The following is a 24,890-nucleotide window of genomic DNA, read 5'->3' as shown; positions in this document are numbered from 1 at the left end:
TTAACTTCCTGTGACTAACCTGCGGTGGTTAGCTGGCCGGATAGACGAGCGCTGTTGCGACGGCCGAGATCCCCTCGCCCCGGCCGGTGAATCCGAGTCCGTCGCTCGTGGTGGCGGTGACGCTGACCGGCGCTGCGGCAGCGTCGCTGAGGACACGCTGGGATTCCTCCCGCCGCGGGCCGAATTTGGGCCGGTTGGCCACGAACTGGACGGCGATATTGCCGATTTCGAATCCGTGGGCGCGAACAATCCTGGCGGCCTCGGCCAGCAGGGTCACGCCGGACGCCCCGGCATATTCGGGCCGGTCCGTACCGAAATGCGTGCCCAGGTCCCCGATCCCGCAGGCCGAGAAGAGCGCGTCGGCCGCGGCGTGCGCCACGGGGTCACCGTCGGAATGGCCGGACAGTCCCCGCTCCCCCTCCCAGAAGAGGCCGCCGAGCCACAACGGCTGGGGCTTGTCTTCGGCGGCGAAGGCATGGACGTCGATCCCGATCCCGGTCCTGGGGATCAGCGGCGCATTGGTGGACATGCTCATCCCTCCACCCAGCGCGCGCCCAAGGGGCCTTCGAGGAGGCCTTCGGCCAGGATCAGGTCCAGGGGCGTGGTGATCTTCAGGGATTGGCTGGCGCCGCGAACGGCGTGGACGGGGACGCCGATGAGCTCCACGAGCATCGCGTCGTCCGTGACGAGGGCCGCCTGGCCGGCGTCGAACCCGGCGGCAGCCTCGTGGGCGCGCTTAAGGGTGGCGAAGGCGAATCCCTGCGGCGTCTGCACGGCGCGGAGCGACTCCCGGGGCGCTGTCCCGGTGACCAGTTCGGGGGCCACCGCGGCGCCGTCGCCGGTGGTCGGTTCGACGGTCTTGACCGTGTCGACAACCGGTATCACCGGAATGACGGCCGAGGCGCCGGCGCCAAGCGCCGCTGCCACCCGGTGGAAGACCGCCTCCGGAGCCAGTGCCCGGGCGGCGTCGTGGACCAGGACTGATTCGGTACCAGGCAGCAGGGCCGCCATCGCGGCACGGACCGAATCGGCGCGGTTCGCACCGCCGTCGACGACAGTCACGACCGGAACCTGGACGCCGTAAGGGGACTCCGCGGTGCGCACCTGCCCGGCCGCAAGCTCTTGCGTGAAGGCCTCGCACAGCGCCCGCAGCTCGGTGTCTCCCGGGGGGATCGCAATGCAGATCTGCTGCGCGATCCCCGCGGCTGCCACGCCGCGCAGGGCGTGGGTGAGGATGCTGTCCCCGCCGAGAGGCACTTTAGCTTTCGGCATGCCGTAGCCCAGGCGCTGGCCGGAGCCGGCGGCCACCACAATGACCGCAGTGGCGGGACCGGCCGGTGACGTTTTCGTCGGTGCAGTATCCATGGGCACAAGACTACGTCCCCGCGCCTCGGAGCATCCCGTTGCGCTAGCACTTGTGGCTGTTCCGGGGCACCCAGGGCAGCCACAACTGATAGCGCAACCGAGGGGCGGCGGCTGAAAAAGGGCAAAAAGAAGCCCCGGCGGCCTTACGCCACCGGGGTTCGATTCTTATCTGCGCCGGCCCTGCTGGGGCCGGCCCTGTGTTAGGAAGCCAGGACCTCGTCGAGAACGCTTGCAGCCTTCTCTTCATCAGTCTTTTCAGCCAGTGCCAGTTCCGAAATCAGGATCTGGCGGGCCTTGGCCAGCATGCGCTTCTCTCCTGCGGAGAGACCCCGGTCGTGATCACGGCGCCAGAGGTCGCGAACGACCTCGGCTACCTTGATGACGTCACCGGAAGCAAGCTTTTCCAGGTTTGCCTTGTAACGACGCGACCAGTTGGTGGGTTCTTCAGTGAACTCGGCCCGCAGCACATCGAACACATGCTCCAAGCCTTCTTTGCCCACTACGTCCCGAACCCCAACCAGGTCAACGTTTTCTGCTGGAACTTCAATGGTCAGATCACCCTGAGCCACCTTGAGCTTGAGATACATCTTCTCTTCGCCCTTGACGGTGCGCATCTTGATTTCTTCAATTTTCGCTGCACCGTGGTGAGGGTAAACTACTGTCTCGCCGACCTCAAAAACCATGTGGACATTCCCCTTTCCCGCAGACCAGTTTATCACGATTAAGGCATACAACTGGCATCTAAACGTGCCGGAAACCGCATGAATCCGGGGAAAATGGCCGCAATCCACCCCCTCAAACCCCTTGACGAATGCGGATAATAGTGCCTGCAGCCTTAACTGCCAAGAGGTTTCCGGCCCCCGCCAAGCCGGGTCTCGTCGCCGGAGACGCACGGCTACCCGCGCTTGTGTGTAGGCGCCGAATCCTTGTTTGAGGCCGATTGCGGCTAGGCTATGGCTGAATAATGTTTCAAGACTCTCAAGGAGTGCGTGACGTGCGTTTCACTGCGATGAACCGGGGCCAGCGCGGCAAGCTGGCAATGGCAACGGCGGCACTTGGCATCGGCCTGCTGTCCCTGACCGGCTGCGGCTACCTCAACGCCCAGCAGACCACGGCGCAGTACTCGGCCTCGGACGGAACCCGGACTGATCTCGGTGCGCTGCAGCTGCGCAACTTCATCATCATCTCCGATGGCGAGGACAAACCGGGCCGCGTGATCGGCGCCGTGTACAACACGTCCTCCAACGACGTGGTGCTGACCATTAAGGGTGCGGAGGGCTCGCAGACCCAGGTTCCGGTCAAGCAGAATTCCTACACCATGCTCAACGATTCCACGGACGCCGCGATCCTGAGCACCTCCGGAGCCAAGCCGGGCGCGATGGCGGAAGTCACCATCTCCGAGGACGGCACCAACAAGGACGCCATGTTCAAGGTTCCGGTCCTGGACGGGACGATCGTCGACTACAAGACGTACCTGCCGACGCCGGAGCCCACCGCCGCCAGCACGGCATCGTCGTCCGAGACGGCAACCTCGACCGAGACGGCCACGCCGACGCCGAGCAGCACCGCCGGCCACTAGCCCAGCGGCTGGACCTATGCAAAAGGAGGGGCACCTGCCGGTGCCCCTCCTTTTGCATGTCCCTGGACTTGCTGCCCGGGACGTCCAACTGCGTCGACGTCCCGCTGCGTGGACTTCCAGCTGCCCGGCCGGGCCGCCGGGCAGCTTCGTCCGGCTTTAGGGCTCGAACTTGTAACCCAGCCCGCGGACCGTGATCAGGTACCGCGGCGCGGAGGCATCCGGCTCGATCTTGCTGCGCAGCCGCTTGACGTGGACGTCAAGGGTCTTGGTGTCCCCCACATAATCGGAGCCCCAGACCCTGTCGATCAGCTGACCGCGGGTCAGGACCCGGCCGGAGTTCCGCAGCAGCATTTCCAGCAGCTCGAACTCTTTGAGCGGCAAGGCGATCTGCTCGCCCCCGACGCTCACCACATGGCGTTCAATGTCCATCCGGACAGGACCGGCCTGCACCGTGCTGGAGACGAGTTCCTCCGGCTCGCTCTGGCGCCGCAGGACGGCACGGACCCGGGCCACGAGTTCCCGCGAGGAGTAGGGCTTGGTGACGTAGTCGTCGGCACCCAGTTCCAGCCCCACCACCTTGTCGATTTCCGAGTCCTTGGCCGTCAGCATGATCACGGGCACACCGGAGCGCTGCCGGAGTTGGCGGCAGACCTCCGTGCCGGACTGGCCCGGCAGCTGCAGGTCCAGGAGTACGAGATCGGCGCCGTTGCGGTCGAATTCGGTGATGGCGTCCAGTCCGTTGTCCACCACCTCGACTTCGAACCCTTCTTTACCCAACAGATAGGACAGGGGGTCGCTGAAGGACTCCTCGTCCTCGACAATCAGAATCCGGCTCAAGCGGTAGCTCCTTGCTCATGGACGCCGGCGGCGTCACGTCGTTGCGGTCTGGGGTCCCGGCTGGAGGTGTGGGCCGCGGGCTTGCCCGCATCAGAGGCGTCGCCGTCGTCCTGCCCTTCCATCTCGGGAAGTCGAATGGTGAACGTGGAACCCTGGCCGAGCTGGGACCACAGGGTCACCTCGCCGCCGTGGTTGGAAATGACGTGCTTGACGATGCTCAGGCCAAGCCCCGTGCCTCCGGTCTGCCGGGAGCGGGCAGCGTCCACGCGGTAGAAGCGCTCGAAGACGCGCTCCTGGTCCTCGGCGCTGAGCCCGTCGCCCTGATCCGTCACCGAGACCGCCACGAGGCCGTCCTTGGCCCGGATGCCCACACCCACCTTGGTGTTCTCCGGCGAGTAGCGGATGGCGTTGTCGATCAGGTTGCGCAGGGCGGTGACGAGGAGGTCCTGGTCGCCGTAGACCATGGCGTCGGCGTGCCCGCCGACCACCAGCTGGATGTTCTTGCTCTCGGCCGGCAGCTGGGAGCGGTCCACGGCCTCACTGACCACAGTGTTGATGTCCACCGGGCGGCCCTGCTGCGCGACGTTGGCGCCCTGGAGCCGGGAGAGTTCGATGATGTCCTGGACCAGGGCCGCAAGCCGGGTCGATTCCTTATGCATGCGCTTGGCGAACCGCTTGACCGCCTCGGGGTCGTCGGCGGACGACTCGAGCGCCTCGGCCAGGAGCGAGATCGCCCCGACCGGTGTCTTCAGTTCGTGGGAGACATTCGCGACAAAGTCGTTGCGGACTTCCTCCGTGCGGGTGAATTCCGTCCGGTCATCGGCCAGCAGGAGGATGTATTCCTCCGTGATGACGGCGGCCCGGACCTGGACCACGATCGTTCCCTGTCCGAGCGGGCCGCGCGGCAGCTCCAGCTGCTTTTCGAGGATGACACCGTCCCGCCGCACCTTGGCCGTCATCTCCAGCAACTGCTGGTGCACCACGGTGTGCCCGCGGACCAAGCCATAGGCGTATGCGGCCGGGCTGGCGCGGACCACGCCGTCGATCGCGTCAACCACCACGAAAGCGCGGCCGAGGACGGCGAGCACCTCCGCGGCACCCTCGGGCAGCGAGGGGTCGTCGACGTCGACGTCCACAATGTGCCGCTGCTGCTCACTCACCCGGAACGCGAGTACGCCGAACATGCCAAACGAGAGGCCGATCAGGCCGGCGATCACGCCGATGAGCATTGGATCCACGGCTCCAGCTTATGCTCTGCCACACGACCGAAACCGAAATCTCCTGCGATTCGGGCGCCGGTTCAGCTAACGTTCACCTATTGGGGCGTAACAGTTCACCGGATACTGAAAGAGTTGACAGTTGGAGCGCCGGTAGGTGAACCGAAATAGGCCCGCCGCTTCGACTGCAGGCAATATTTCCGAGGAAAGGACGCACACGTGCGTAAGGTTTTTCAGGAGGAGCTCGCCCAGGTAAGGGAACAGCTCGTCGAGATCTCAGCGTTGGTCACAGAGGCCATCGACAAGGCCACGACAGCTTTCGAGGGCGCCGATATCGACCTCGCCGAGGACGTGATTGCCGCCGATGCCCGCATCGACTTCCTGCAGAACAGCCTCGACGAGCGCGCCATCGACATCCTTGCCCTCCAGGGTCCGGTGGCGAGCGATCTGCGCATGCTGGTTGGTTCGCTCCGGATGAGCGCCTCGCTGGAGCGCATGGGCGACCTCGCCCGCCACCTGGCCCAGCTGGCGCGTCTGCGCTACCCGGAGTCAGTGGTTCCGGATCAGCTGCGGGAGACTTTCAAGAGCTTCGCGGAACTGGACCTGCTGATCGCCCAGAAGCTCACGGAACTGCTGGCAACCCGCGACCTCGGCGTGGCCCGGGAAATCATGAAGGCCAACAGCGAGGTCAACGACCTTCACCTGAGCGTTTTCAAGGCGATCGCGCGCAGCGACTGGCAGGAGTCGCCGGCCACGACGGTGGACGTTGCCCTGGCCAGCCGCTACTTTGAGCGCTTCGCCGACCACGGCGTCTCGGTTGCCCAGAAGGTCACGTACCTCGTCACCGGCGCGTGGCAGCCGAACAGCATCGAACACATCTGACGCCGGCCCCGCGCTGACACAACCGCGCTGGGGCAACTGCGCTGACACAACGACGGCGTCCGGTCACCTTGGGGGTGGCCGGACGCCGTTGTTTGTATCCTTTGCGCTTGGCGCCGTTCGGGGCGGGAACCGCCTACTTCTTGCCTTGGTTGGCAACTGCCTTGATGGCCTCGGCGGCGGCCTCGGGGTCGAGGTAGGTGCCGCCCGGGTTCAGCGGCTTGAAGTCCTCATCCAGTTCGTAGACCAGCGGGATGCCGGTGGGGATGTTCAGTGCGGCGATGTCCTCGTCGCTGATCCCGTCAAGGTGCTTGACGAGGGCGCGGAGCGAGTTGCCGTGGGCAGTGACCAGGACGGTCTTCCCAGCCCTGAGGTCTTCCTTGATGTCCGATTCCCAGTACGGCATGAGCCGGATCAGGACATCCTTGAGGCATTCGGTGCGCGGGACGGCGTCGCCGAGGTCCGCGTAGCGCGGGTCCCCCACCTGGGAGAACTCGGAATCGTCGGCCAGGGGCGGCGGCGGGGTGTCGTAGGACCGGCGCCACAGCATGAACTGCTCCTCGCCGAATTCGGCGAGGGTCTGGGCCTTGTCTTTGCCCTGCAGTGCGCCGTAGTGGCGCTCGTTGAGCCGCCAGTCACGCTTGACGTCGATCCAGCCGCGGTCGGCCTTTTCCAGTGCCATGTTCGCCGTGTTGATGGCCCGCTTCAACCGTGAGGTGTAGAGGATGTCGGGGAGGATGTTGTTCTCCACGAGCAGCTCGCCGCCGCGCACGGCCTCGGCACGGCCCTGGTCGTTGAGGTCAACGTCCACCCAGCCGGTGAAGAGGTTCTTGGCATTCCAGTCGCTGTGGCCGTGGCGCAGCAGAATCAGCTTGTAAGTCATGGTTTTCATCCTAGCCGAGCGGTCGGCGGCGGTGCCGTGCGTTACACGCCGCGCGGTTGACGGCCGGGTTTCACCACGCCCTCACCGCAATGCACGGTCACCTCGCGCCCATCCCGCGGCTCACCATGGCCACAAGTGACCCCGCGTTGGAGGATAGGCTTGGGCGGTGGTGCAGAAGGCTGAACGGGTGCTGTCCCCCCGGAACCAGGGCGGAACGAGAAGCGGCGCGCGCGGCGGCAGGCCCGTGGGCAACGTGACCCGTGGCACCACGAACCCCAACCGGATGCGCCGGGTGGACCGCTGGCTGACCGGGCCGCAGGCGTGGCGGCTGCGCGCCGCGGCCCATCCCCTCGCCGTCGACCTCGGCTACGGCGCCTCGCCGGCCACCGCCGTCGAACTCTTCGAACGCCTCGCGGGGGTCCGCGCGGACATGCAGATGGTGGGGATCGAAATCGAACCGGAGCGTGTCCGGCAGGCCCAAGCTCTTGAACGGCCCGGCCTGATGTTCCAGCTGGGCGGCTTCGAGCTGCCGGTGACCGGAAATCCCGTGTTGGTCCGCGCCTTCAACGTGCTGCGGCAGTACGAGGAAGCCGACGTGGCCGGCATCTGGCAGCTGGTGCAGGACCGTCTCGCTCCGGGCGGGCTGTTCATCGACGGCACGTGCGATGAAATCGGGCGCCGAGCGGCCTGGGTGGCGCTCGACGTCGAGCGGCCGCTGAGCCTGAGCGTGTCCATGCGGTTCGGTGCTTTCGCGCTGCCCTCAGACGTCGCCGAAAGGCTGCCGAAGGCCCTGATCCACCGCAACGTGCCCGGCGAGAAGATCCACGCCTACCTGCAGGCAATGGACAAGGCCTGGCTGGAAGCGGCGCCGCTGGCGTCGTTCGGCAGCCGGCAGCGCTTCACAGCAATGTGCCGTGCACTGCTAGACGCCGGCTGGCCCATCCAGGACGGCCCGTCCCGCTGGCGGCTGGGCGAAGTAACGGTCAGCTGGGAAGCCGTGGCGCCGGGAAGCTAGCCGGTTCCGGATCTCAGCGAGCCTGCGAGCTGAGGGGGCTGGTGCTGGGCCCACGCCGGCAGGGTTCCCTCAGCGAGCCTGCGAGCTGAGGGGGCTGGTGCTGGGCCCACGCCGGCAGGGTTCCCTCAGCGAGCCTGCGAGCTGAGGGGGCTGGTGGGGATCACCAGGGCCCGTAGGGGCCCATGTTGCTGCCGCGGCCGCGACCGGCGTCCTTGACCGCGGGGCGGACATCGGCGAGGTACACGGACGCGGCCGTCACCGCCGCAAGGCCGAAAATGCCAAGCGAACTGGCGCCGCCACCGCTGCCCAACTGCGAGAGCAGGGAGAACAGGCCCACGGCGAACGCGCCGCCGGTCAGGGCCAGCCAGAAGGTCTTGGTCCGCTTCGATACGGCCTCGAACGCGTTGGCCTTGTGCCGGAGGCAATCGAAAAACGCCCACGCCTCCAAGGCAAAGGCCACTACGGCAAGGACCAGGTAAACCCCGGATTCGACAAAGTAAATCAGCATGCGTCCGTCCACTCCCCCAGCCTAGCCGTCCAGAGTGCCCAACGCCTGCTCCAAATCGGCCCAAAGGTCTTCCACGTTCTCAATGCCCACGCTCATCCGGACCAGGTTGTCCGGTACGCTCTCCGGCTCGGCCGTGTGCCGGCGCCGGCGTTCGATCAGGGATTCCACCCCACCCAGGGACGTGGCGGGGAGCCAGAGGTGCAGGGCGCGGATCATCCGGTCCGCGGCCTCGGCGCCGCTGATGCCACCGTCCCGCCCAACTACGGGGGCAACCTCAATGCACAGGATGGACCCGAACCCCTTCATCTGCTCCTTAGCCCGCACGTGGCCGGGGTCCGAGGCCAGTCCGGGGAACCGGATGCCGGCAATCCGCGGATGACCGTGGAGCCGTTCGGCCAGGACCTGGGCCGACGCCTGCGAACGCTCGATCCGCAGCGCCAGGGTGCGGAGCCCGCGCAGCGCCAGCCACGCCTCGAACGGTCCGGCGATCCCGCCGTGGATGGTGCGGTGGTGCAGCAGCGCGGCGCGGAGACCGGCGTCGGAGGTCACCAGCGCACCGAGCACGACGTCGGAATGGCCGGAGAGGTATTTGGTCACCGAATGCAGCACGACGTCGGAGCCCAGGCTCAGGGGCTGCTGCACCAAGGGCGTGGAAAAGGTGTTGTCCGTGACGACGATCGCACCGGCCTCATGCGCCGCGGCGGTCAGGGCCCGCATGTCCGCGACGCCGAGCATGGGGTTGGTGGGACTCTCCAGCCACAGCATGCTGGCGGCGCGGCCGCCGGCCGGGGCAATTGCGGCCACGACGGCGTCGGTGTCCGCGATGTCCACCGTCCGCAACTCGAGGAAGCCTTTGGCCGCCAGTTCGGTGGCCATGGTGACCGAGCCCGCGTAGCTGTGCGAGGGCATCACGAGCACGCCCTGGGCGGGCACCAGGGACAGTGCCGAACTCACGGCGGCGAGCCCAGAGGCGTAGAGCAGCCCCGGCAGCTCCGCACCTTCCAACTGGCCCAGCGCCTCTTCGAAGGGGTCCCACGTGGGATTGGAATACCGGCCGTAGCCGCGATCGCCGTCCCCCAGCGGTCCGGTGCCGAAGTAGGTCGAGGACAGCACAAGCGGCGGGTTGACGGGTTCGTCGCGGGTGCGCGGCGGGCGCCCTGCCGCCACAACCAGGGAATCCGGCGAAAGCGCGGCGGCCTGTTGTTCAGAAAGACTCATGGAGACAGGGTACGTGGGCGCCCCGCAGGGTACCCAAGGCGTTACGCCGGGCACTGAAGTGTCGGTGATTGTCGGTACTCTTGAACGGTGACTACCCAGAGCCCCGGAGCGGCCCGCCGACCGTTGCCCGGACTGTTTATTGCCTTCGAGGGCGGAGACGGCGCCGGCAAGTCCACGCAGGCGGCCGAACTCGCCAAAACGCTGGAATCAGGGGGCTTCACAGTGCTGCGGACCCGGGAACCGGGCGGCACCGCGATCGGCGAGAAGCTGCGTTCCCTCGTGCTGGATCACGGCCACGGCCACATCGACGCCCGTACCGAGGCCCTTATTTTCGCGGCGTCCCGTGCCGCGCACGCGAGCCAGGTCATCCGGCCCGCCCTGGAACGCGGCGAGATCGTCCTCACGGACCGGTACATCGACTCTTCGGTCGCGTACCAGGGCGCCGGCCGCGGCCTCGGGACGGAGGCGGTCCGGGACATCAATGCCTGGGCGACATCGGACCTGCAGCCGGACCTGACGGTACTTCTCGACGTCGAGCCCGCTGTTGGCCGGCAACGGCGCACAGCCGGCGAAGCCCCCGAAGACCGCCTCGAGTCCGAGGCCGACGAATTCCACGCCAAGATCCGGGCGGCCTTTCTGGACCTGGCAGCGGCAAGGCCCGAAGCCTATCTGGTGCTGCCCGCCCGCCTGCCCGTCGCCGAACTCGCGGCCCGGATCTTCGAGCGCGTCGAAACCTTGCTGGCTGTCACCCAAAGCAGCATGGCATGACCGTCTGGGACGATCTTCAGGGCCAGGACGCCGTCGTGGCCCAGCTGCGCCAGGCGGCCCAGGGTGAGGGGCTAACGCACGCGTGGCTTTTCACCGGCCCGCCCGGCTCCGGCCGTTCCAACGCCGCGAAGGCCTTCGCTGCGGCCCTGAACTGTGACCAGGAGGACGTCAGCCTGCGCGGCTGCGGCGAATGCCCGGCGTGCCTGACCATCCTCGGCGAGACCCATTCCGACGTCGCGTTCGTGCGCACGGAGAAGGTCACTATCACCATCGATGAGGCACGCGAGCTCGTGTCCACCGCCGGGAACCGGCCCTCGTCGGCCCGGTGGCGGATCATCGTGGTGGAGGATGCGGACCGGATGGCCGAGCGGACCACCAACGTGCTGCTCAAGGCCATCGAGGAACCCACTCCCCGCACCGTCTGGATGCTCTGCGCGCCCTCCCCCGCCGATGTCCTCGTGACGATCCGCTCCCGCTGCCGGCCAGTGGCGCTGCGGCTTCCGCCGGCCGCCGCCGTCGCGGCCCTGCTGGTTAAGCGCGACGGCGTGGACCCGGCGGTTGCCGAGCGCGCGGCCCGCGCCGCGCAAAGCCACGTGGGGATCGCCCGCCGCCTGGCCCGGGACCCGGAGGCCCGGGAGCGCCGCCTTGAGACGGTGCGGTTTCCGCTGTCCCTTCGCGGCGTCACCGCGGCGGTCATGATGGCCGAAAAGCTGGTCAAGATCGCCACCGAGGAAGCCAACAGCTCCAATGACGAGCGTGACGCCGCCGAGAAGACCGCGTTGCTGGCCACCCTCGGGGCGCCCGAGAGCGGCACGTTGCCGCCGGCCATGCGGAGCCAGGTCAAGCAGCTCGAGGACGACCAGAAGCGCCGGGCCAAGCGCTCCATCACCGATTCCCTTGACCGTACCCTGACGGATTTGCTGTCCTTTTACCGGGATGTCCTGATCATCCAGATGGGGAACGCCGTGGAGCTCGTCAACGTTGAACTCAGAAGCGAACTCGAAGACTTCGCCTCCCGCTCCACCGCCGAAGTGACCCTTGCCCGCATGGACGCCGTCAACAAGGCCCGCACGCGGATCACCACCACCAACGTGGCTCCGCTGCTGACGATCGAGTCCATGGCGTCCAGCCTTATTTGACGGTCCCGGCCGCTCCAACGAACATCTTCGCTCCGTTCCTATCCTCCAAGGAGAACCGCATGAAGCCTGCTCGACCCCAGTCCGCAAGATCCCGATCCCTGGCGATCGGCATGCGGGCCGTCGGTGCCGCGGCCCTGGCCCTCTCACTGGCCTCGTGCACTCTTTTCGGCGGCGGGGGCGACGGCGGGCCGAGTGCCGCCAAATCGGGGACACCGGGGCAGGCGGACCCATCAATTGTGGCGGCGGCGCCCGAGGACCTGCGCAGCTACTACTCCCAGCAGGTCGACTGGAAGCCGTGTGAGGGCAGCTTCCAGTGCGCCAAGGTCAAGGTTCCGCTGGACTACAGCAAGCCCGACGGCGACCGCATTGAGCTTGCCGCCATCAAGCTAGCCACGAATGGCGCCAAGAAGGGCACCCTGCTGGTCAATCCGGGTGGCCCGGGCGGCTCGGGCTACGACTTCGTCCGGGACGCGGCCAACACCAACATCTCGGACAAGGTCCGCTCCGCCTATGACATCGTGGGCTTCGACCCCCGCGGCGTGAAGCGCTCCGCCCCGGTCACGTGCCTGACAGACAAGGAACGCGACGCGTCCCGCGCCAAGATCTACGCTCTGGACACCGACGCCGGACTGGACGCGGCCCTCGCCGACAACAAGGCCATCGCGGCCAAGTGCGTGGAGAAGACCGGCCCGGTCCTGGCCCACATCGACACGATCAGCGCCGCGAAGGACCTCGACATCCTCCGCGGGGTGGCCAACGACGCGAAGCTGAACTACCTCGGCTACTCCTATGGGACCCTCCTGGGCTCCACCTATGCGTCGCTGTTTCCGGACAACGTTGGCCGGTTGGTCCTGGACGGCGCCATTGACCCGTCCCTGAGCTACGAGGAACTGACCAGCGGGCAGGCCGTGGCCTTCGAGAAGGCCCTCCACGCCTACGTCGCAAAATGCCAGCAGAGCAGCGGTTGCCCGCTCACGGGAAGCACCGAGGAAGGCGTCCAGCAGATCCACAACGCCATCACCGCGGCGGAGGCGAACCCGCTGCCGGCGAAGGACGGCCGGAAGGTCTCGGGTTCGACGTTTGTCAGCGGCCTCATCATCCCGCTCTACAACAATGACAACTGGCCGATCCTCACCCGGGCGCTCGCAACCGCCCTGGCCGGCGACGGCACGGGCATGCTCCAGCTGGCCGACTTCGGCGCCGACAGGGACCCCAGCGGCACCTACACGTCGAACAGCACCTTCGCCTTCAACGCCATCAACTGCCTGGACTACCCGATGGTGTCCGACACCGCTTCCATGCGGGCCGAGGACCAGAAGCTGCGCCAGCTGTCGCCAACGTTGGGCTACTACTTCGCCTACGGCGGAAGCAACTGCAAGGACTGGCCGTACAAGAACGCCCGGACCCCTGCCGCGGCTGAGTACAAGGGCTCGGCCCCGATTGTTGTTGTTGGGACCACAGGCGATCCGGCTACCCCCGTGGAATGGGCCAGCGCCCTGCGCAAGCAGCTCGGCAACGCCTCGCTGCTGACATGGAAGGGCGAGGGCCACACGGCCTACGGCCGCTCCAACAGCTGCATCGGCAACGCCGTCGACGACTACCTGGTGGACGGCAAAGCCCCGGCGGACAACACTGTCTGCTAGGACCGCGATGGGGCCGCAAGGCGGCTTCTGCCGCTCATTTTGACCCGGACGCCGGGACTCTATTACAGTTGTCTCTTGCATGATCCGCCCGGTTCGCCGGGCATTCATGTGGTTGCTTCCTTAGCTCAGTTGGTAGAGCGTCTCACTCGTAATGAGAAGGTCGCCAGTTCGATTCTGGCAGGAAGCTCGGGAAGAACCCCGTATCTCCGCTGATTCAGCAGGGATACGGGGTTTTTTGTTGGTTGCGGCGAGATGGACGTACGAGGCCCTGGTAAACGAATCCCCGCACTCTGTTCTGCGCGCGGGGATTCTAGGCGAGCGTCTCACCTGGCCCGGGCGCTGTGACTTCAAGGTGAGGGAATAGGGCCCCGGTGTTCCGATCGTGTAGCACCAAACTAGAGTCTGTGAGACTCAGGAACCAGTCAGAGCGGCGTACCGCAATCCCGAGTCCCGCAGTTCCGAGACCGAGGCGACCGGGTAGCCTGCACCGGCCAGCTCTGACAGCAGTCCGCTCATTCGTTGCGAAGCCCTGCCTCCCCGCGGCGCGGACGGGTCGTCCCCGAAACCATTGTCAGCTGGCGTGGCTCGCCAGGACCCGGCGTTGAATTTGGTCCTCGATGGTCTTCAGTGACGGATGGTAGTCGCGCCTGCCCTTCAGGCGGAGATCGGTAAGTTCCGTCAGCCCCGTGAGGGCGGACAGATCGCCGTCGACCACCCGCGTAGTTCCGTAAGCATGCAGCGTCTTCAGGTGGCGGAGGTTGGCAAGCGGGGCGAATGATGCAATATCGCCGGACTCAGCGATGTTCAGGTAGGTCAGCCCGGTGAGGAGGCCGATCTCATCGAGGGTGGACACACCACGGCATGATTGCAGAGCCAGTCTCCGCAGCGTCTTAGGCGCAGAGGCAGAGCCGAGGTCTGTCACATCTTTCAGCAGGGGGGCACCAAAGATTCCGAGCTCCTCCAATGAGGCGAACGCGTCAACCCCGTTCAGGGACTCGAGGCGTGGACGGTCCTTCATTCTGATCGTGGTCAGGTTGCGGTTGCTTGCGAGTGGCAGGAGGTCCCGTGGCGTGTAGGAGCCTGCGTAGAGGTACTCCAGTGTGGTGCAAGTCGCGGTCCGGAGGCCGGCGGCCCGCTGGTGGATCGGCGGGGACGTCTTGTGGTTCGTGCCGAGCAAAGGTCGCCAGTTCGATTCTGGCAGGAAGCTCGAGAAGAATCCCGTATTTCCGCTGATTCAGCGGAAATACGGAGTTCCTTGCTGTGAAAAGTAGAAGCCGGGGTCAGCGCCGCGCGGTCACCAGCAGGTCCCCCACCTGACAGTCCAGCGCTTCGCAGATTGCCGTCAGCGTGGAGAACCTGATCGCCTTCGCCCGGTCGTTTTTGAGCACCGACAGGTTCACCAGACTCACCCCGACCTGCTTACTCAGCTCCGTCAGGGTCATACCCCGAGCCCCCAGAAGTTCGTCGAGGCGGCAGTGAATATCAGTGGAGTCGTCTGCCGGCATCAGACCAGGCCATCCGTGTCCTGCTGAAGGCGGCGGCCGAACTGGAAGACACCGGCGACGAGCACCAGGACCAGGCCCAGCAACACCGGAGCGAGGTTGAAGTCAGCCGAGAAGCTGTAGGCCTCCCCCGGGGTGCGGGCGTTGGCACCGATCAGTTCTGCCAGCCGGCTGCGTGCAATGGAGTCAAGAATCTGCCCCACGGTCCCGAACACGGTCAGGGCGGCGCCGCAGGCACCGACGATCCATGCGGATCCGGAAGTGAACAGAGTCTCACTCCGGAGCCGGCGGGCCAGCAGGAACACCAAAACAAGGAGAGCCAGGAAGCCGATCTGGTTCAGCGAATCGGCCCATGCCAAAAGCTCTCCGGGACCTGACGGAAGACTCGGAAGGGTGGCTTCCATGGCCGTAAAGTGTCCGGTCACCCCCGGCAGGAGGCCCGTGGCGGCATGATTCGCCGTGGCCACCGGAAGCACCAGCGTCACTGGACCGCTGGTGTAGCCGATGATGCCGGCAACAGTCGTCACTGTCGTCAGCACAGCAACGGCCGCCGAGGCGATCATGAACACGACTGCGTCCGCTCTGGATACGACCTTCTTCCCGCCGTTCTCCGGCCGGGTGTCATTTTTCGTCAGTTTCATCGTCCCCCCAAGGCATATCGACATTCGTTAATAACGATAGTCGATAAACTACCCGCTGATCCTCCGGTGGTCCAGCCGGATTCTCCGGGCTGGCGGGCCGCTGCCCGGACTAGTCTTCGTGCGGGTCGATACGGTCTGGCTCGGCGTTATCCTCGGATTCTCTGTACCGGATTTCGGCGACCTTTTTCCGGGCGTCTTCCCGAACGTCGGAGAATCTGATGACAGGCCAGTCGTAGTTTGCAATCAAGTCCGTGAGGCGCGCGATGATGAGGCTCCCTTCGAGCGGGTCATCGATGTAGGCCAAGGTGACTGGAACGGCCCGCCCCATGTCGGCGATGACTTCCCCCTGACCGGGAGTGGCGAAATCCGGCCGGCCGGTTGTTGTGGTCAGAAATGTCCGCTCTTCAGCGTTGAGATAGGCGATCCTGTCGATCCGTGTGACGTTGAGGGCGTCGGTGGATGTCTGAAGAATGCGCATGGTCCATGCCTTTCTCGCTTCTGCTGTCAGGCTACTCCGGTGCCGTCCTCCTCGGCAGCCGCCGGCGCAAGGACTCATGTCTGCCACGGCGGACAACGGGCTGGCAGGTGGCTGGCGGAGAAACCGACCAGATCGCCAGTTCGAGAAGAACCCCCGGAAATCAATGATTTCCGGGGGTTCCGTCGTAGTCCTCGGCGCGTACCGGATCCTGGTCCCAGTTTCCGCCCGCTCACTTCGGTCAGGCACTGGCCCCAGGGGTGAAGTAATTGTGGACGTCCAGATACTTCACCGTAGGCGGCGCGGGGATACCGACTTCAGCAGAGAACGGGCCGATCTGGTCCTTCGCAAAGGCGTCGTAGAGCTCCTTCGTCTCCCATAGGTCGGTAACGAGGATCCCGTCGTCGGTGGCGGCCACCCAGTGGCCGAGGGCGCCAACCGGCGCGGGCCCTCCGGGCGTAAGGCCCATCTTGCCGATGACTTGGTCGTATTGCTCCAGCGTGGCACCGGCAAATTCCATGATGACTGCGACGGCCATTGTCTTCTCCTCACAGGCGGCAGGCCGCAAGGCAACGGCCTGCGATTGGTTTGATACGGCACGGTCTACGCCCGAGCCGGGCAGTCGTCAATACGTCGCGGAGTGAGGTCAACGTGAGTCCCGCGGACCACCGTCAGTACCGCCATAGCCCTGTTACTGGGGTGAGCTCATGGTTGTGAAGCCTTCAATCCGTCATTGTGGGTCCCCCGGCCCGCACAGTGCGGATCGGCTGTCAAAAAGTACCAAGCCGCAGGCAAGAAAAAGCCACTTTGGTCAAAATTTCCTTCCGCGCCTCGACCCGGCCACAAGGACCTGACCTGCGTATTGTCTTTTTCCAGGCCGTCCGCCAGCCTTAGTGAATGGAACGGCCCGGGCGCTGGCTGCCAGCCCGCCAGCAGGAATTCCCGCCGCCGCGGCCCGGAGGCCAACCCGACAATCGGCTGCGCCGGCTATGGGGCCCGGTTGTCGGATTCGGCCTGGTCAGCCTCGCCACTGACATGGTGTCCGACGGCGCCCGCCCCCTGGGAGGTCCCCTACTCGCCCAGCTCGGCGCGTCCGCGCTATTCGTCGGTCTCGTGACCGGCGCCGCGGAGGCCGCGTCCCAGGGACTCCGGCTGGTATTCGGCCCCTGGGCGGACCGCACCGGGAAGTACTGGACCTTCACGATGGCCGGGTATGCCCTCACGGCGCTGTGCGTACCGCTGCTGGCGTTGACGCCCCTCGCCGGGACCGCCGGACTGGTCCTGGCGGCCGTGCTCATCATCGGGGACAGGGTTGGCAAGGCTGTCCGCAGCCCGGCGAAAACCGTGCTGCTCGCCGCCGCCGTCCAGCCGGTTGGCCGGGGCCGCGGCTTCGCCGTCCACAAATCACTCGACTTGGCCGGGGCGCTCCTGGGCCCGTTGCTCGTTTCGGCGGTCCTGGTTGCCACCGGCTCGCTGCCGGCAGCCTTTGCGGTGCTCGTCATTCCGGCGGTGGCGGCGCTGGCGATTCTCGTTTGGTTGCGTCGCCGGGTCCAGGAACTCGGCGCGGACACGCCAGCGCCCGACGCCGACCCCGTCGTCTTCCCGGGGCCGGAGGCCGCGCCCGCGGCGACGCCGCGCGGTTCGCACTCCGGCACGGCGCCAGCCCAAGGGAAGGCTGCCGGCCGGCCGCCGTCGGCGATTTCCGGCCCCTTCATCCTGTTTGCCGCTGCCGCATTCTTTTGGAGCGCCGGGCTCGTGGCGTTCGGCGTTATCTCCTACCATCTGACGGCCGCCGTGGCCGTGCCCGTCCCGGTGGTCCCCTTGCTCTACGCCGGCGCCATGGGCGCCGCCGCCATCGGGGCCCTCGCCAGTGGCGTCATTTACGATCGCGCCGGGGCGGCCGTGCTCCTGGCGCTGCCCGTGCTGATTGCAGGGGTGCCAGTACTGGCCCTGGCGCCGAGCGCCGGGCTCGTTCTGGCCGGCGTCCTGGTCTGGGGCACCGCCATGGGTATCCAGGACTCCACGGTCAAGGCGTTGGTCGCAGATCTGGTGCCCCAGCCCCGGCAGGGCACGGCATACGGGGTGTTCGCGGCGTTCGAGGGGGCCGGTGCATTGGTCGGCGGGGCCTTGTACGGGTCGCTCTACAGCGCGCGGCCGGCGCTCATCATTACCGTTGCCGCCCTCCAGGCAACGGCCCTGGTCCTTCTGGTCGTAACGCTGCGCAGAGCCCGGCACCCGTCACCGGCTCACGGGCCCGCCGATGGGCGGACTTAGCGCGCCCAGACGGACGCCGCGCCCGAATGTCCCGTGATGATGCTCTGGTAGATGAAGAAGGCGCCTGTCACGACGCCGGCGATCAGGAGCGCCACTCGGACGCTCCTGATGTCTCGAAGTCCACCGAGGAACGCCAGCCTCCGGCCGAAGGGTTCATACGTGACCACCAGCATCGCCGCGAACAGGACGAAAAAGATCACGGAAACCACCTTGAGCACATCGCCCTGCTGGGCGTGCTCGTGAATCAGGGCCGACGCCGGACGTGCCTTCTCCAGCTGCTCGCCTGCCTGCGCCGTCAGCAGAGTCACCGGAACCAGCCCCAACGACAACACGCCCAGGGGCCACGCCAGGTAGGTCCGCCAGCGCGGTGCCGCGGCATAGACAATGGCGCCCAGACCTGCAATCGGCGCGAGCACCACCACGGCGTGGACGAGCAAGATGTGGGCCGGCAGCCCGCCAATTTCGATCAAGTGAACACTCCTCCGCAACCTGGCGCCGCCTGCTCTCATGACGGTGCCACGAGCTGGGCTTTCGTGGCGGGGCCGGACTCCTATGATTCTTGCATGGGAACGCGGGAACTCGAGGGCATTGCCGGGCCGCTGTATGCACTGCCGTACGGCGAGTTCGTGGCGGCAAGAACGGCCGCGGCCAAAGACGTCGCCGCCGTTGGCCTCACCGCGGCCGAGCAGCGCGCCCTGGCAGCCGAAGTCCGGGCCCTGCCCAAACCGTCGGTGGCGGCGTGGGCAGTGAACATGCTGGCGGCGCACAGCCCCGAAATCCTGCGGGAGCTGGCTGGGCTGGGAACCTCGATGCAGGCCGCGCAGGACGCCCTGGATGCAGCCGACCTCCGCCGCCTCGCGCAGCAGCGGCGCCAGCTTCTCGCCGGCGCGGTAAAGGCAGCACACGCCCTGGCCGCCCAGCACGGACGGGCCATCAGCGCCGGCGTGGCGACGGACGTGGAGCAGACCCTGCGTGCCGCCACCGCCGACCCGGGTGCCGCGGCTGCCGTGCAAAGCGGCTGTCTGCTCCGGACACTCTCGGCGGACGGGGTCGACGTCGTCGATCTCGCCGGCGCCGTTGCTGTCCCGGGGAGCCAGGTGGCGGCCGCACTGGGTACCGGAGCCGCGCGCGGAACGGCCGGCGGCGGGGCGCCCGGGGCCCGTGGGAGCGAACCGGCGGCCCGGGCCGCGCACCGCGGCGAGGCTGCCGGTGGAAAGTCACCGGAACAACCCCGCCTCCGGGCCGTCGGGAAAGCACATGTGGCGCCCACGCCGTCGGCTGTGGAACGGGCGCGGACCGGCCTGGAAGCGGCCGAAGAGGCCGCCGCGGAGGCCGCCGGGGACGCACGCCGCGCGGCCGCGGAGCTGGCGGAGGCGATGGCGGAAAGCACTCGGCTGGCCGATGAGGCGCGCGATCTCAGGCGGCGTCTGGACGTAGTTGAAGCCGAGCTCAAGGGAGCACGGAAGCGTCACGAGCTGGCGGCGGCCCTTGCGCAGCAGACGGCACGGGCCGCGGACCGGCAGCGCCGCAAGGAAGTCCTGGCGCGGGAGCGGGTGCTGCGGCTCGGCAACACGCCGGAGGGGTGAAGTCTTCCTGTCGGAGGTCGGTTGCACACTGGAATCATGGAGAACAACCAGAATTTCCAACAGAGGTTCCAGCCGGGTTTCAACGGCGCACAGGATGGCGCACTGTATTTCGAGGTCACCTACCTGGACACAGACTGCGGCCGGATCCGTTCCGAGAGCTTCGATGACGCTGCCGCCGCGGACCGCTTCGCCAGCCGGTGCGTGGCGGGCGAGGACGGCTGGGCCGTCGTCGATGCCATCCCGGCGAAAGAGCGCCGGGCCGCCGCCTGACTCCGGAGCGGCGTCTATTTCGGAGGCTTCACGGTCCCGGCGGGTGTCACGGTACCGGCAGGCGGGGCCGCGGGAACGGGCGCGGCCGCGGGAATGAGCCTGAGCGCAGGAAGGGCCTCCACCCTGTGCGGGGTGGAGGCCCTGTGCGAACGTCAGCTGGCTGCCGGCGTCGTGGGACTGTTGCTTAGGCGAAGTCGGAGACAGCCGGATCCGGGCCGATCCGGCCGGCGTCTTCGGCGGAACGGTCCAGTCCGTTGATGGCCTGGAGGTCGGTCTCGTCGAGGGTGACGTCCAGGGCCGCGTAGTTCTCGCGGATCCGGGACTCGGTGACCGACTTCGGGATGACCACGTTGCCGATGGCCAGGTGCCACGCGATGACAACCTGGGCCGGGGTGGCGCCGTGCTTGGCGGCAATCTCGGAGATGACAGGGCTCTCGAGCAGCTCCCCGCCCTGGCCCAGCGGCGACCAGGCCTGGGTGAGGATGCCCTTGGACGCGTTGAATTCGCGCAGTTCGGCCTGGCTGAAGAACGGGTGCAGCTCGACCTGGTTGATGGCCGGAACCACGCCGGTCTCATCGATCAGGCGCTGCAGGCCCTCCTTGGTGAAGTTGGAGACGCCAATCGTCTTCACCCGGCCCTGCTTCTGGAGTTCGATGAGGGCTTTCCAGGTGTCGACGTATTTGTCCTGCTTGGGCTGCATCCAGTGGATCAGGTACAGGTCCAGGGTCTCCAGGCCCAGCCGCTGCATGGACTCCTCGAACGCCTTCAGGGTGGACTCGTAGCCCTGGTCCGCGTTCCACAGTTTGGTGGTGATGAAAATTTCCTCGGGCTTGAGGCCGGAGCGCTCAATGGCGCGGCCCACGCCTGCTTCGTTGCCGTAGATCTTTGCCGTGTCGATGTGGCGGAAGCCGGCCTCGAACGCCTGCACAACCACCTTTTCGGCCACGTCATCTTCAACCTGCCACACCCCGTAGCCAAGCTGGGGGATGGTGTTGCCGTCATTGAAAGTCAGTTCCGGTGAAAAAGTCATATAAGTATCCTGCCAACATCGGCGCCGTGCGGCCAGCGTCAGGGCGAAGCTAAGCTAGGCGCGTAACCGGGAATACAGGAAATCTCAGGGACTATCAGGGATGCCGGCAAAGCCGGAGCCAAGCCATCACCGGGCGCCAATGAGCGGAACGACTCAGGTCGGCGTCGGCCCGTCGCCGTAGGCCTCCGCAAGCCGCCGCTCTGCGTCGTGGACCTGCTCCAGCACGGAATCGGCGCGCCGACGCACCGACGCGGCCCCCGCCGGGACCGGCCCAACGGCGAGCCGGAGCATCGCGGCCGCCTCAGCCGTCATGGCCAGGGAATTGCCTGCCGTCGACAGGGCCCGGTGAACGCCAGCCAGCGGCCCCGGGATATCCAATCCTTCGCTGGGAAACCGCCGCTGGGCCTCCACGCAGACCTGCCGCACCCGGGGCGCGAGCGCGGAGAGCTGGTTGGCGATGTCGACGAGCTCGCCGTACAGCGTCTCGTCCTCGACCCCCTCGAGGACCTGGTGGTAGCGGTCAAGTCCGCGGTTGAACCGGTCATGGGCGCGCCGCCAGAGGCCTTTGCCGAGTTCGGCGTCGTCCCTGCGGCCTTGCCGGGCTGCGCTGAAGAAGCCCAAGGTCGCGCTAAAGGTACTGGCCCGGACCGTGGTCCGGGTCTGCGGGTTCGGGCGGTTCCGAGGAATCCGCGCCGCGACGCGGCGCTGCGGCCCGGACCGGCTCGCCGTTCTCCCCGATGATGACGCCCGGTGCGATCACGGTGCCGGGCGGCAGCTGGCGCAACTGCATCTGGGCGTAAGCGTGCTCCCTGGCGGCGTGCTGCGCCGCGATGGCCGTCTGGATGCCGTGGAACAGTCCCTCAAGCCAGCCGACCAGCTGGGCCTGGGCGATCCTCAGTTCCGCGTCGGAGGGGGTGGCATTCTCCGGAAAGGGAAGGTTGATCCGCTCGAGCTCCTCAACAAGCTCAGGAGCCAGGCCGTCCTCGAGTTCTTTGATGGAACGGTCGTGGATTTCAGCCAGCCGGACGCGGGCCGCGTCGTCCAGGGGCGCGGACTTCACCTCGTCCAGCAACTGCTTGACCATCGTGCCGATCCGCATGACCTTCGCGGGTTGGTCCACGAGGTCCTGAAGTTCGCTTCCCCGGGGCGGCCTGGGCCCGGAACCGGGTCCACCGGCGTGGCCGGCCGTGGCCGGTGGTGCCAAGGGCGTACCGGGCAGGGTGTCGTCCAGGGGCGTGCCTTCGACGGGCACGTCGTCGGCAGTTTGGGCGCCGGACTGAGTGTCGTGCTGATCGCTCATGGCTTCATACTCTCACGCGTCGGGCGACGCGGACCCGGCGTCCGCCGGAAGCGGAGGGGGCGGCGTCGGACACTCTCGTGCCCGGCACCGCCCCTCCCCCGGCCCCTGCCGGACAGCTGCTCAGCAGCGCCCGCTCAGCGACACCGGCTCAACAACACCGACCCTGCGGACTGGTGTCCTGCCGGTCGGTCCGGTCACGCCAGAACTCCCGCTCAGTCAGGGGAGGGCTGGTGTGTCCAGAGGCCTCATGGTGCTCCAGGTACTTCCTGTAGGCATCGGCGCCCAGCACCGCGCCGAGGTACCCGGCAACCCCGCGGAACCCGGCAAGTACCGCGTTCACGTCCGGGCTCCGCATCAGTGGTGCCCGGACTTTTCGAGCCGCTCTCCGGCCGGGTGCTGGTTCCACTCGGTCACGAGGTCGCGCTCCGCCACCGTGGGAACAAACCCTGCCGGAGCGAAGACACGGGAGGCCCGGGCGGGGTCTTCGTTCTCGGCGTTGGGAAGCCCCGCGGCCGTGTTCCGCAGGGCCTTGATGGTTGCCATCACTGCGGTGACGATGACGATGATGCTCAGCACCACGAAGATGATCGACAGCCATCCCTGGATCATGGTGTTGCGGACCACGGCCTCCATGGCGGCCTGGGTCTTGGCGGTTCCGAAGGAGGTCTTGCCGTCCGCAAGAGCCTTGGCGAAGGCTGCATTGTTGGCGAAGTAGCCCACCGCCGGAACGGGCGAGAAGATCTTGTAGAAGCTCGCCGTGATGGTCACGACGGCGGCGAACGCCAGCGGCGCCGCCACGATCCACAGGTACTTCAAGGCGGTGCGCTTGGCGGCAATGGCCAGGCAGACCGAGAGGGCGATGGCGGCCAGCAGCTGGTTGGCGATGCCGAACAGCGGGAACAGGGTGTTGATGCCGCCCAGCGGGTCGGTGACGCCCATCAGCAGGACCGCGCCCCAGGCGGCCACCATGATGGCAGTGCAGAGCCAGGCACCCGGGCGCCAGGAGTGTTCCTTGAACTTCGGGACGAAGTTGCCGATCGAGTCCTGCAGCATGAACCGGGCAACGCGGGTGCCGGCGTCGACCGCCGTGAGGATGAAGAGGGCCTCGAACATGATGGCGAAGTGGTACCAGAACGCCATCATCGCGGTGCCGCCGATGAACTGCTGCATGATGTGGGCAAGGCCGACGGCGAGGGTGGGGGCGCCGCCCGAGCGGGACACGATGCTTTGCTCCCCCACGTCCTTGGCCGTCTGTGCGAGATCGCCGGCCGTGATGTTGACGCCGGACAGGCCCAGGCCGTTGACCCACGCGGCCGCGGTCTCTACGGTCCCGCCGGTCAGCGCCACGGGGGCGTTCATGGCGAAGTAGATGCCGCGGTCAATGGAGATTGCCGCCACAAGGGCCATGATTGCCACGAAGGATTCCATGAGCATGCCGCCGTAGCCGATCAGGCGCGTCTGGCGTTCCTTCTCGATCAGTTTCGGTGTGGTGCCGGAGGCGATCAGGGCGTGGAACCCGGACAGCGCGCCGCAGGCGATCGTGACGAACAGGAACGGGAACACGGCGCCGGAGAAGACCGGACCGTTGTCGCGGCCGGCGTACTCGCTGAACGCCGGCACCGTGATCTCGGGGCGGACCACGATGATGGCCAGGGCCAGCATCACGATCACGCCGATCTTCATGAAGGTGGAGAGGTAGTCGCGGGGGGCCAGGAGGAGCCAGACGGGGAGGATGGCTGCGATGAAGCCGTAGATGATGAGGCCCCACGCGATGGTGACCTTGTCCAGGTGGAAGAACGCGGCACCCCATTCGGTGCCTGCCACGGCACCGCCGCCGATAATGGCGGCCATGAGCAGCACAAATCCGATCAGGGAGACCTCCATGACCTTGCCCGGCCGGATGAAGCGCAGGTACACGCCCATGAAGAGGGCGATCGGGATGGTCATGCCGACCGAGAAGACGCCCCACGGGCTTTCTCCCAGGGCGTTGACGACCACCAGGGCAAGGATGGCGACGATGATCACCATGATCAGCAGGGTCGCGACGAGGGCGGCGGTACCGCCGATCACGCCGAGTTCCTCGCGGGCCATCTGTCCCAGCGAACGGCCGCCGCGGCGCATGGAGAAGAACAGGACGAGGTAGTCCTGGACGGCGCCGGCAAGGACGACGCCGATGATGATCCAGATCGTGCCGGGCAGGTAGCCCATCTGTGCCGCGATGACCGGGCCCACCAGGGGGCCGGCGCCGGCGATGGCGGCGAAGTGGTGGCCGAACAGGACGTTGCGGTCCGTGCGGACGTAGTCCTTGCCGTCTGCCTTGTATTCGGCCGGGGTGGCGCGGCGGTCGTTGGGCTTGAGCAGGTAGCGCTCAATGACCTTGGAGTAGAAGCGGTAGCCGATCAGGTACGTGCAGACCGACGCGAACACAAACCAGATGGCATTGACGGTCTCGCCGCGGATGATTGCGAGCATGAACCAGGCGACGCCGCCCAGCAGCGCTATGGCCGCCCACAGCGCGATCTTGGCGGACGTCCAGGTGCGTTCCGCGGAGTCGCGGACGGACTCATCCACCGATGTCGGTGGGAGGGACGGATCTGGAACGATCCCGTCCTCGAGTTGTGCGGTGGCGTGCATGCTGCTGTGCGTGCCGCTGTTTGTGCTTTCGCGTTGTGTGCCCTCTGGCATTGTGCCCATGTCTCCTCCTCGAGAATCCCAGCTGGGCAGTCCACCGGTGCAGAACTGCCCCCCGCACCCTACCAAT

Annotated in this window: 28 protein-coding genes and 1 tRNA gene; 10 read left to right on the top strand and 19 right to left on the bottom strand. The window is 66.9% G+C overall.

Annotation, left to right across the window (positions count from 1 at the left end):
• Positions 1 to 28: 28 nt before the first annotated feature.
• From ispF to AC1DR1_RS09910, 3 genes are all read right to left on the bottom strand, one after another.
• The gene (gene ispF / locus AC1DR1_RS09920) at positions 29 to 535 is read right to left on the bottom strand and encodes a 2-C-methyl-D-erythritol 2,4-cyclodiphosphate synthase (protein WP_229992764.1); all 507 of its coding nucleotides are present in this window, start codon (positions 533 to 535) and stop codon (positions 29 to 31) included.
• Positions 532 to 1,365, bottom strand: coding sequence for a 2-C-methyl-D-erythritol 4-phosphate cytidylyltransferase (gene ispD / locus AC1DR1_RS09915; protein ID WP_229992763.1), 834 nt, complete (start codon positions 1,363 to 1,365; stop codon positions 532 to 534). The genes ispF and ispD overlap by 4 nt, the downstream gene beginning before the upstream one ends.
• Before the next feature lie 200 nt (positions 1,366 to 1,565).
• Entirely contained in the window at positions 1,566 to 2,048 is a 483-nt protein-coding gene (locus AC1DR1_RS09910; RefSeq protein WP_026266570.1) for a CarD family transcriptional regulator, read from the bottom strand.
• A 326-nt stretch (positions 2,049 to 2,374) separates the two neighbouring features.
• Between AC1DR1_RS09910 and AC1DR1_RS09905 the strand changes: the two genes are divergently transcribed.
• Complete coding sequence (locus AC1DR1_RS09905) at positions 2,375 to 2,944, top strand: hypothetical protein (protein WP_229992779.1); 570 nt, start codon at positions 2,375 to 2,377, stop codon at positions 2,942 to 2,944.
• A 156-nt stretch (positions 2,945 to 3,100) separates the two neighbouring features.
• Here AC1DR1_RS09905 and AC1DR1_RS09900 read toward each other — a convergent pair whose 3' ends face one another.
• Both AC1DR1_RS09900 and AC1DR1_RS09895 read right to left on the bottom strand, forming a co-directional pair.
• Positions 3,101 to 3,781: a response regulator transcription factor gene (locus tag AC1DR1_RS09900; protein WP_090583992.1), complete on the bottom strand. Its 681-nt coding sequence runs from the start codon at positions 3,779 to 3,781 to the stop codon at positions 3,101 to 3,103.
• Positions 3,778 to 5,010 (bottom strand): sensor histidine kinase, encoded by a 1,233-nt coding sequence (locus AC1DR1_RS09895; protein ID WP_229992778.1) that lies wholly within the window; start codon positions 5,008 to 5,010, stop codon positions 3,778 to 3,780. The genes AC1DR1_RS09900 and AC1DR1_RS09895 overlap by 4 nt, the downstream gene beginning before the upstream one ends.
• Before the next feature lie 207 nt (positions 5,011 to 5,217).
• Here AC1DR1_RS09895 and phoU point away from each other — a divergent pair, with 207 nt between their 5' ends.
• A complete protein-coding gene (phoU, locus tag AC1DR1_RS09890; RefSeq protein ID WP_229992762.1) occupies positions 5,218 to 5,880 on the top strand; it encodes a phosphate signaling complex protein PhoU in 663 nt (220 codons plus the stop codon).
• Between the two features lie 133 nt (positions 5,881 to 6,013).
• On the opposite strand, the gene AC1DR1_RS09885 is transcribed toward phoU, so the two are convergent.
• Positions 6,014 to 6,760: a phosphoglyceromutase gene (locus AC1DR1_RS09885; RefSeq protein WP_229992761.1), complete on the bottom strand. Its 747-nt coding sequence runs from the start codon at positions 6,758 to 6,760 to the stop codon at positions 6,014 to 6,016.
• Between the two features lie 166 nt (positions 6,761 to 6,926).
• Here AC1DR1_RS09885 and AC1DR1_RS09880 point away from each other — a divergent pair, with 166 nt between their 5' ends.
• Positions 6,927 to 7,775 (top strand): class I SAM-dependent methyltransferase, encoded by an 849-nt coding sequence (locus AC1DR1_RS09880; protein WP_229992760.1) that lies wholly within the window; start codon positions 6,927 to 6,929, stop codon positions 7,773 to 7,775.
• Positions 7,776 to 7,935: 160 nt separating this feature from the next.
• Here the strand turns inward: AC1DR1_RS09880 and AC1DR1_RS09875 are convergent, their stop codons facing one another.
• Complete coding sequence (locus tag AC1DR1_RS09875) at positions 7,936 to 8,295, bottom strand: DUF2516 family protein (protein WP_229992759.1); 360 nt, start codon at positions 8,293 to 8,295, stop codon at positions 7,936 to 7,938.
• 9 nt (positions 8,296 to 8,304) lie between these two features.
• Positions 8,305 to 9,501, bottom strand: coding sequence for a trans-sulfuration enzyme family protein (locus tag AC1DR1_RS09870; RefSeq protein WP_364748170.1), 1,197 nt, complete (start codon positions 9,499 to 9,501; stop codon positions 8,305 to 8,307).
• An 87-nt stretch (positions 9,502 to 9,588) separates the two neighbouring features.
• Here AC1DR1_RS09870 and tmk point away from each other — a divergent pair, with 87 nt between their 5' ends.
• From tmk to AC1DR1_RS09850, 4 genes are all read left to right on the top strand, one after another.
• Complete coding sequence (gene tmk / locus AC1DR1_RS09865) at positions 9,589 to 10,269, top strand: dTMP kinase (protein WP_476992537.1); 681 nt, start codon at positions 9,589 to 9,591, stop codon at positions 10,267 to 10,269.
• Positions 10,266 to 11,408, top strand: coding sequence for a DNA polymerase III subunit delta' (locus AC1DR1_RS09860; protein ID WP_229992756.1), 1,143 nt, complete (start codon positions 10,266 to 10,268; stop codon positions 11,406 to 11,408). Before tmk ends, AC1DR1_RS09860 begins: the two co-directional genes overlap by 4 nt.
• Positions 11,409 to 11,467: 59 nt before the next feature.
• Positions 11,468 to 13,051, top strand: a complete 1,584-nt coding sequence (locus tag AC1DR1_RS09855) for an alpha/beta hydrolase (RefSeq protein ID WP_476992536.1) — start codon at positions 11,468 to 11,470, stop codon at positions 13,049 to 13,051.
• Positions 13,052 to 13,165: 114 nt separating this feature from the next.
• Positions 13,166 to 13,238, top strand: a tRNA-Thr gene (locus AC1DR1_RS09850).
• A gap of 384 nt (positions 13,239 to 13,622) precedes the next feature.
• Here AC1DR1_RS09850 and AC1DR1_RS09845 read toward each other — a convergent pair.
• From AC1DR1_RS09845 to AC1DR1_RS09825, 5 genes are all read right to left on the bottom strand, one after another.
• Positions 13,623 to 14,228, bottom strand: a complete 606-nt coding sequence (locus AC1DR1_RS09845; protein WP_476992535.1) for a hypothetical protein — start codon at positions 14,226 to 14,228, stop codon at positions 13,623 to 13,625.
• A gap of 103 nt (positions 14,229 to 14,331) precedes the next feature.
• On the bottom strand, positions 14,332 to 14,556 hold the full coding sequence (locus AC1DR1_RS09840; protein ID WP_364748180.1) for a helix-turn-helix domain-containing protein: 225 nt from the start codon (positions 14,554 to 14,556) through the stop codon (positions 14,332 to 14,334).
• Positions 14,556 to 15,194, bottom strand: coding sequence for a hypothetical protein (locus tag AC1DR1_RS09835; RefSeq protein ID WP_476992534.1), 639 nt, complete (start codon positions 15,192 to 15,194; stop codon positions 14,556 to 14,558). The genes AC1DR1_RS09840 and AC1DR1_RS09835 overlap by 1 nt, the downstream gene beginning before the upstream one ends.
• A gap of 109 nt (positions 15,195 to 15,303) precedes the next feature.
• Entirely contained in the window at positions 15,304 to 15,672 is a 369-nt protein-coding gene (locus AC1DR1_RS09830; protein ID WP_476992533.1) for a hypothetical protein, read from the bottom strand.
• A 238-nt stretch (positions 15,673 to 15,910) separates the two neighbouring features.
• Complete coding sequence (locus AC1DR1_RS09825; protein ID WP_229992750.1) at positions 15,911 to 16,207, bottom strand: hypothetical protein; 297 nt, start codon at positions 16,205 to 16,207, stop codon at positions 15,911 to 15,913.
• Positions 16,208 to 16,566: 359 nt separating this feature from the next.
• Between AC1DR1_RS09825 and AC1DR1_RS09820 the strand changes: the two genes are divergently transcribed.
• Positions 16,567 to 17,943, top strand: coding sequence for an MFS transporter (locus AC1DR1_RS09820; protein ID WP_476992532.1), 1,377 nt, complete (start codon positions 16,567 to 16,569; stop codon positions 17,941 to 17,943).
• Here the strand turns inward: AC1DR1_RS09820 and AC1DR1_RS09815 are convergent.
• Complete coding sequence (locus AC1DR1_RS09815; RefSeq protein WP_476992531.1) at positions 17,940 to 18,413, bottom strand: hypothetical protein; 474 nt, start codon at positions 18,411 to 18,413, stop codon at positions 17,940 to 17,942. The genes AC1DR1_RS09820 and AC1DR1_RS09815 overlap by 4 nt on opposite strands.
• Before the next feature lie 93 nt (positions 18,414 to 18,506).
• On the opposite strand from AC1DR1_RS09815, the gene AC1DR1_RS09810 reads away from it, so the two are divergent.
• Positions 18,507 to 19,529 (top strand): hypothetical protein, encoded by a 1,023-nt coding sequence (locus AC1DR1_RS09810; RefSeq protein WP_476992530.1) that lies wholly within the window; start codon positions 18,507 to 18,509, stop codon positions 19,527 to 19,529.
• Between the two features lie 36 nt (positions 19,530 to 19,565).
• Complete coding sequence (locus AC1DR1_RS09805) at positions 19,566 to 19,799, top strand: hypothetical protein (protein WP_364748192.1); 234 nt, start codon at positions 19,566 to 19,568, stop codon at positions 19,797 to 19,799.
• A gap of 184 nt (positions 19,800 to 19,983) precedes the next feature.
• Here AC1DR1_RS09805 and AC1DR1_RS09800 read toward each other — a convergent pair whose 3' ends face one another.
• From AC1DR1_RS09800 to AC1DR1_RS09780, 5 genes are all read right to left on the bottom strand, one after another.
• Entirely contained in the window at positions 19,984 to 20,829 is an 846-nt protein-coding gene (locus AC1DR1_RS09800) for an aldo/keto reductase (protein WP_476966985.1), read from the bottom strand.
• A 153-nt stretch (positions 20,830 to 20,982) separates the two neighbouring features.
• A complete protein-coding gene (locus AC1DR1_RS09795; protein WP_476992529.1) occupies positions 20,983 to 21,450 on the bottom strand; it encodes a hypothetical protein in 468 nt (155 codons plus the stop codon).
• 7 nt (positions 21,451 to 21,457) lie between these two features.
• Positions 21,458 to 22,129 carry a bacterial proteasome activator family protein gene (locus AC1DR1_RS09790; protein WP_476992528.1) on the bottom strand — a complete coding sequence of 224 codons (672 nt, stop codon included), beginning with the start codon at positions 22,127 to 22,129 and terminating at the stop codon, positions 21,458 to 21,460.
• A 148-nt stretch (positions 22,130 to 22,277) separates the two neighbouring features.
• Positions 22,278 to 22,484, bottom strand: a complete 207-nt coding sequence (locus AC1DR1_RS09785; RefSeq protein WP_229992743.1) for a YbdD/YjiX family protein — start codon at positions 22,482 to 22,484, stop codon at positions 22,278 to 22,280.
• Positions 22,484 to 24,763, bottom strand: a complete 2,280-nt coding sequence (locus tag AC1DR1_RS09780) for a carbon starvation CstA family protein (RefSeq protein WP_476992542.1) — start codon at positions 24,761 to 24,763, stop codon at positions 22,484 to 22,486. The genes AC1DR1_RS09785 and AC1DR1_RS09780 overlap by 1 nt, the downstream gene beginning before the upstream one ends.
• Positions 24,764 to 24,890 lie beyond the last annotated feature (127 nt).

This window comes from Arthrobacter sp. P4_F10 (assembly GCF_056401435.1).
This window is presented reverse-complemented; position numbering and strand designations above follow the sequence as displayed.

Coding starts and splice junctions, on each gene's coding strand:
- AC1DR1_RS09885 (WP_229992761.1), bottom strand. CDS start 6,760: ATGACTTACAAGCTGATTCTGCTGCGCCACGGCCACAGCGACTGGAAT.
- AC1DR1_RS09855 (WP_476992536.1), top strand. CDS start 11,468: ATGAAGCCTGCTCGACCCCAGTCCGCAAGATCCCGATCCCTGGCGATC.
- AC1DR1_RS09905 (WP_229992779.1), top strand. CDS start 2,375: ATGAACCGGGGCCAGCGCGGCAAGCTGGCAATGGCAACGGCGGCACTT.
- ispF (WP_229992764.1), bottom strand. CDS start 535: ATGAGCATGTCCACCAATGCGCCGCTGATCCCCAGGACCGGGATCGGG.
- AC1DR1_RS09820 (WP_476992532.1), top strand. CDS start 16,567: ATGGAACGGCCCGGGCGCTGGCTGCCAGCCCGCCAGCAGGAATTCCCG.
- AC1DR1_RS09805 (WP_364748192.1), top strand. CDS start 19,566: ATGGAGAACAACCAGAATTTCCAACAGAGGTTCCAGCCGGGTTTCAAC.
- AC1DR1_RS09840 (WP_364748180.1), bottom strand. CDS start 14,556: ATGCCGGCAGACGACTCCACTGATATTCACTGCCGCCTCGACGAACTT.
- AC1DR1_RS09810 (WP_476992530.1), top strand. CDS start 18,507: ATGGGAACGCGGGAACTCGAGGGCATTGCCGGGCCGCTGTATGCACTG.
- AC1DR1_RS09790 (WP_476992528.1), bottom strand. CDS start 22,129: ATGAGCGATCAGCACGACACTCAGTCCGGCGCCCAAACTGCCGACGAC.
- AC1DR1_RS09860 (WP_229992756.1), top strand. CDS start 10,266: ATGACCGTCTGGGACGATCTTCAGGGCCAGGACGCCGTCGTGGCCCAG.
- ispD (WP_229992763.1), bottom strand. CDS start 1,365: ATGGATACTGCACCGACGAAAACGTCACCGGCCGGTCCCGCCACTGCG.
- AC1DR1_RS09835 (WP_476992534.1), bottom strand. CDS start 15,194: ATGAAACTGACGAAAAATGACACCCGGCCGGAGAACGGCGGGAAGAAG.
- AC1DR1_RS09825 (WP_229992750.1), bottom strand. CDS start 16,207: ATGGCCGTCGCAGTCATCATGGAATTTGCCGGTGCCACGCTGGAGCAA.
- AC1DR1_RS09785 (WP_229992743.1), bottom strand. CDS start 22,484: ATGCGGAGCCCGGACGTGAACGCGGTACTTGCCGGGTTCCGCGGGGTT.
- AC1DR1_RS09910 (WP_026266570.1), bottom strand. CDS start 2,048: ATGGTTTTTGAGGTCGGCGAGACAGTAGTTTACCCTCACCACGGTGCA.
- AC1DR1_RS09870 (WP_364748170.1), bottom strand. CDS start 9,501: ATGAGTCTTTCTGAACAACAGGCCGCCGCGCTTTCGCCGGATTCCCTG.
- AC1DR1_RS09800 (WP_476966985.1), bottom strand. CDS start 20,829: ATGACTTTTTCACCGGAACTGACTTTCAATGACGGCAACACCATCCCC.
- AC1DR1_RS09830 (WP_476992533.1), bottom strand. CDS start 15,672: ATGCGCATTCTTCAGACATCCACCGACGCCCTCAACGTCACACGGATC.
- AC1DR1_RS09895 (WP_229992778.1), bottom strand. CDS start 5,010: ATGCTCATCGGCGTGATCGCCGGCCTGATCGGCCTCTCGTTTGGCATG.
- AC1DR1_RS09780 (WP_476992542.1), bottom strand. CDS start 24,763: ATGCACGCCACCGCACAACTCGAGGACGGGATCGTTCCAGATCCGTCC.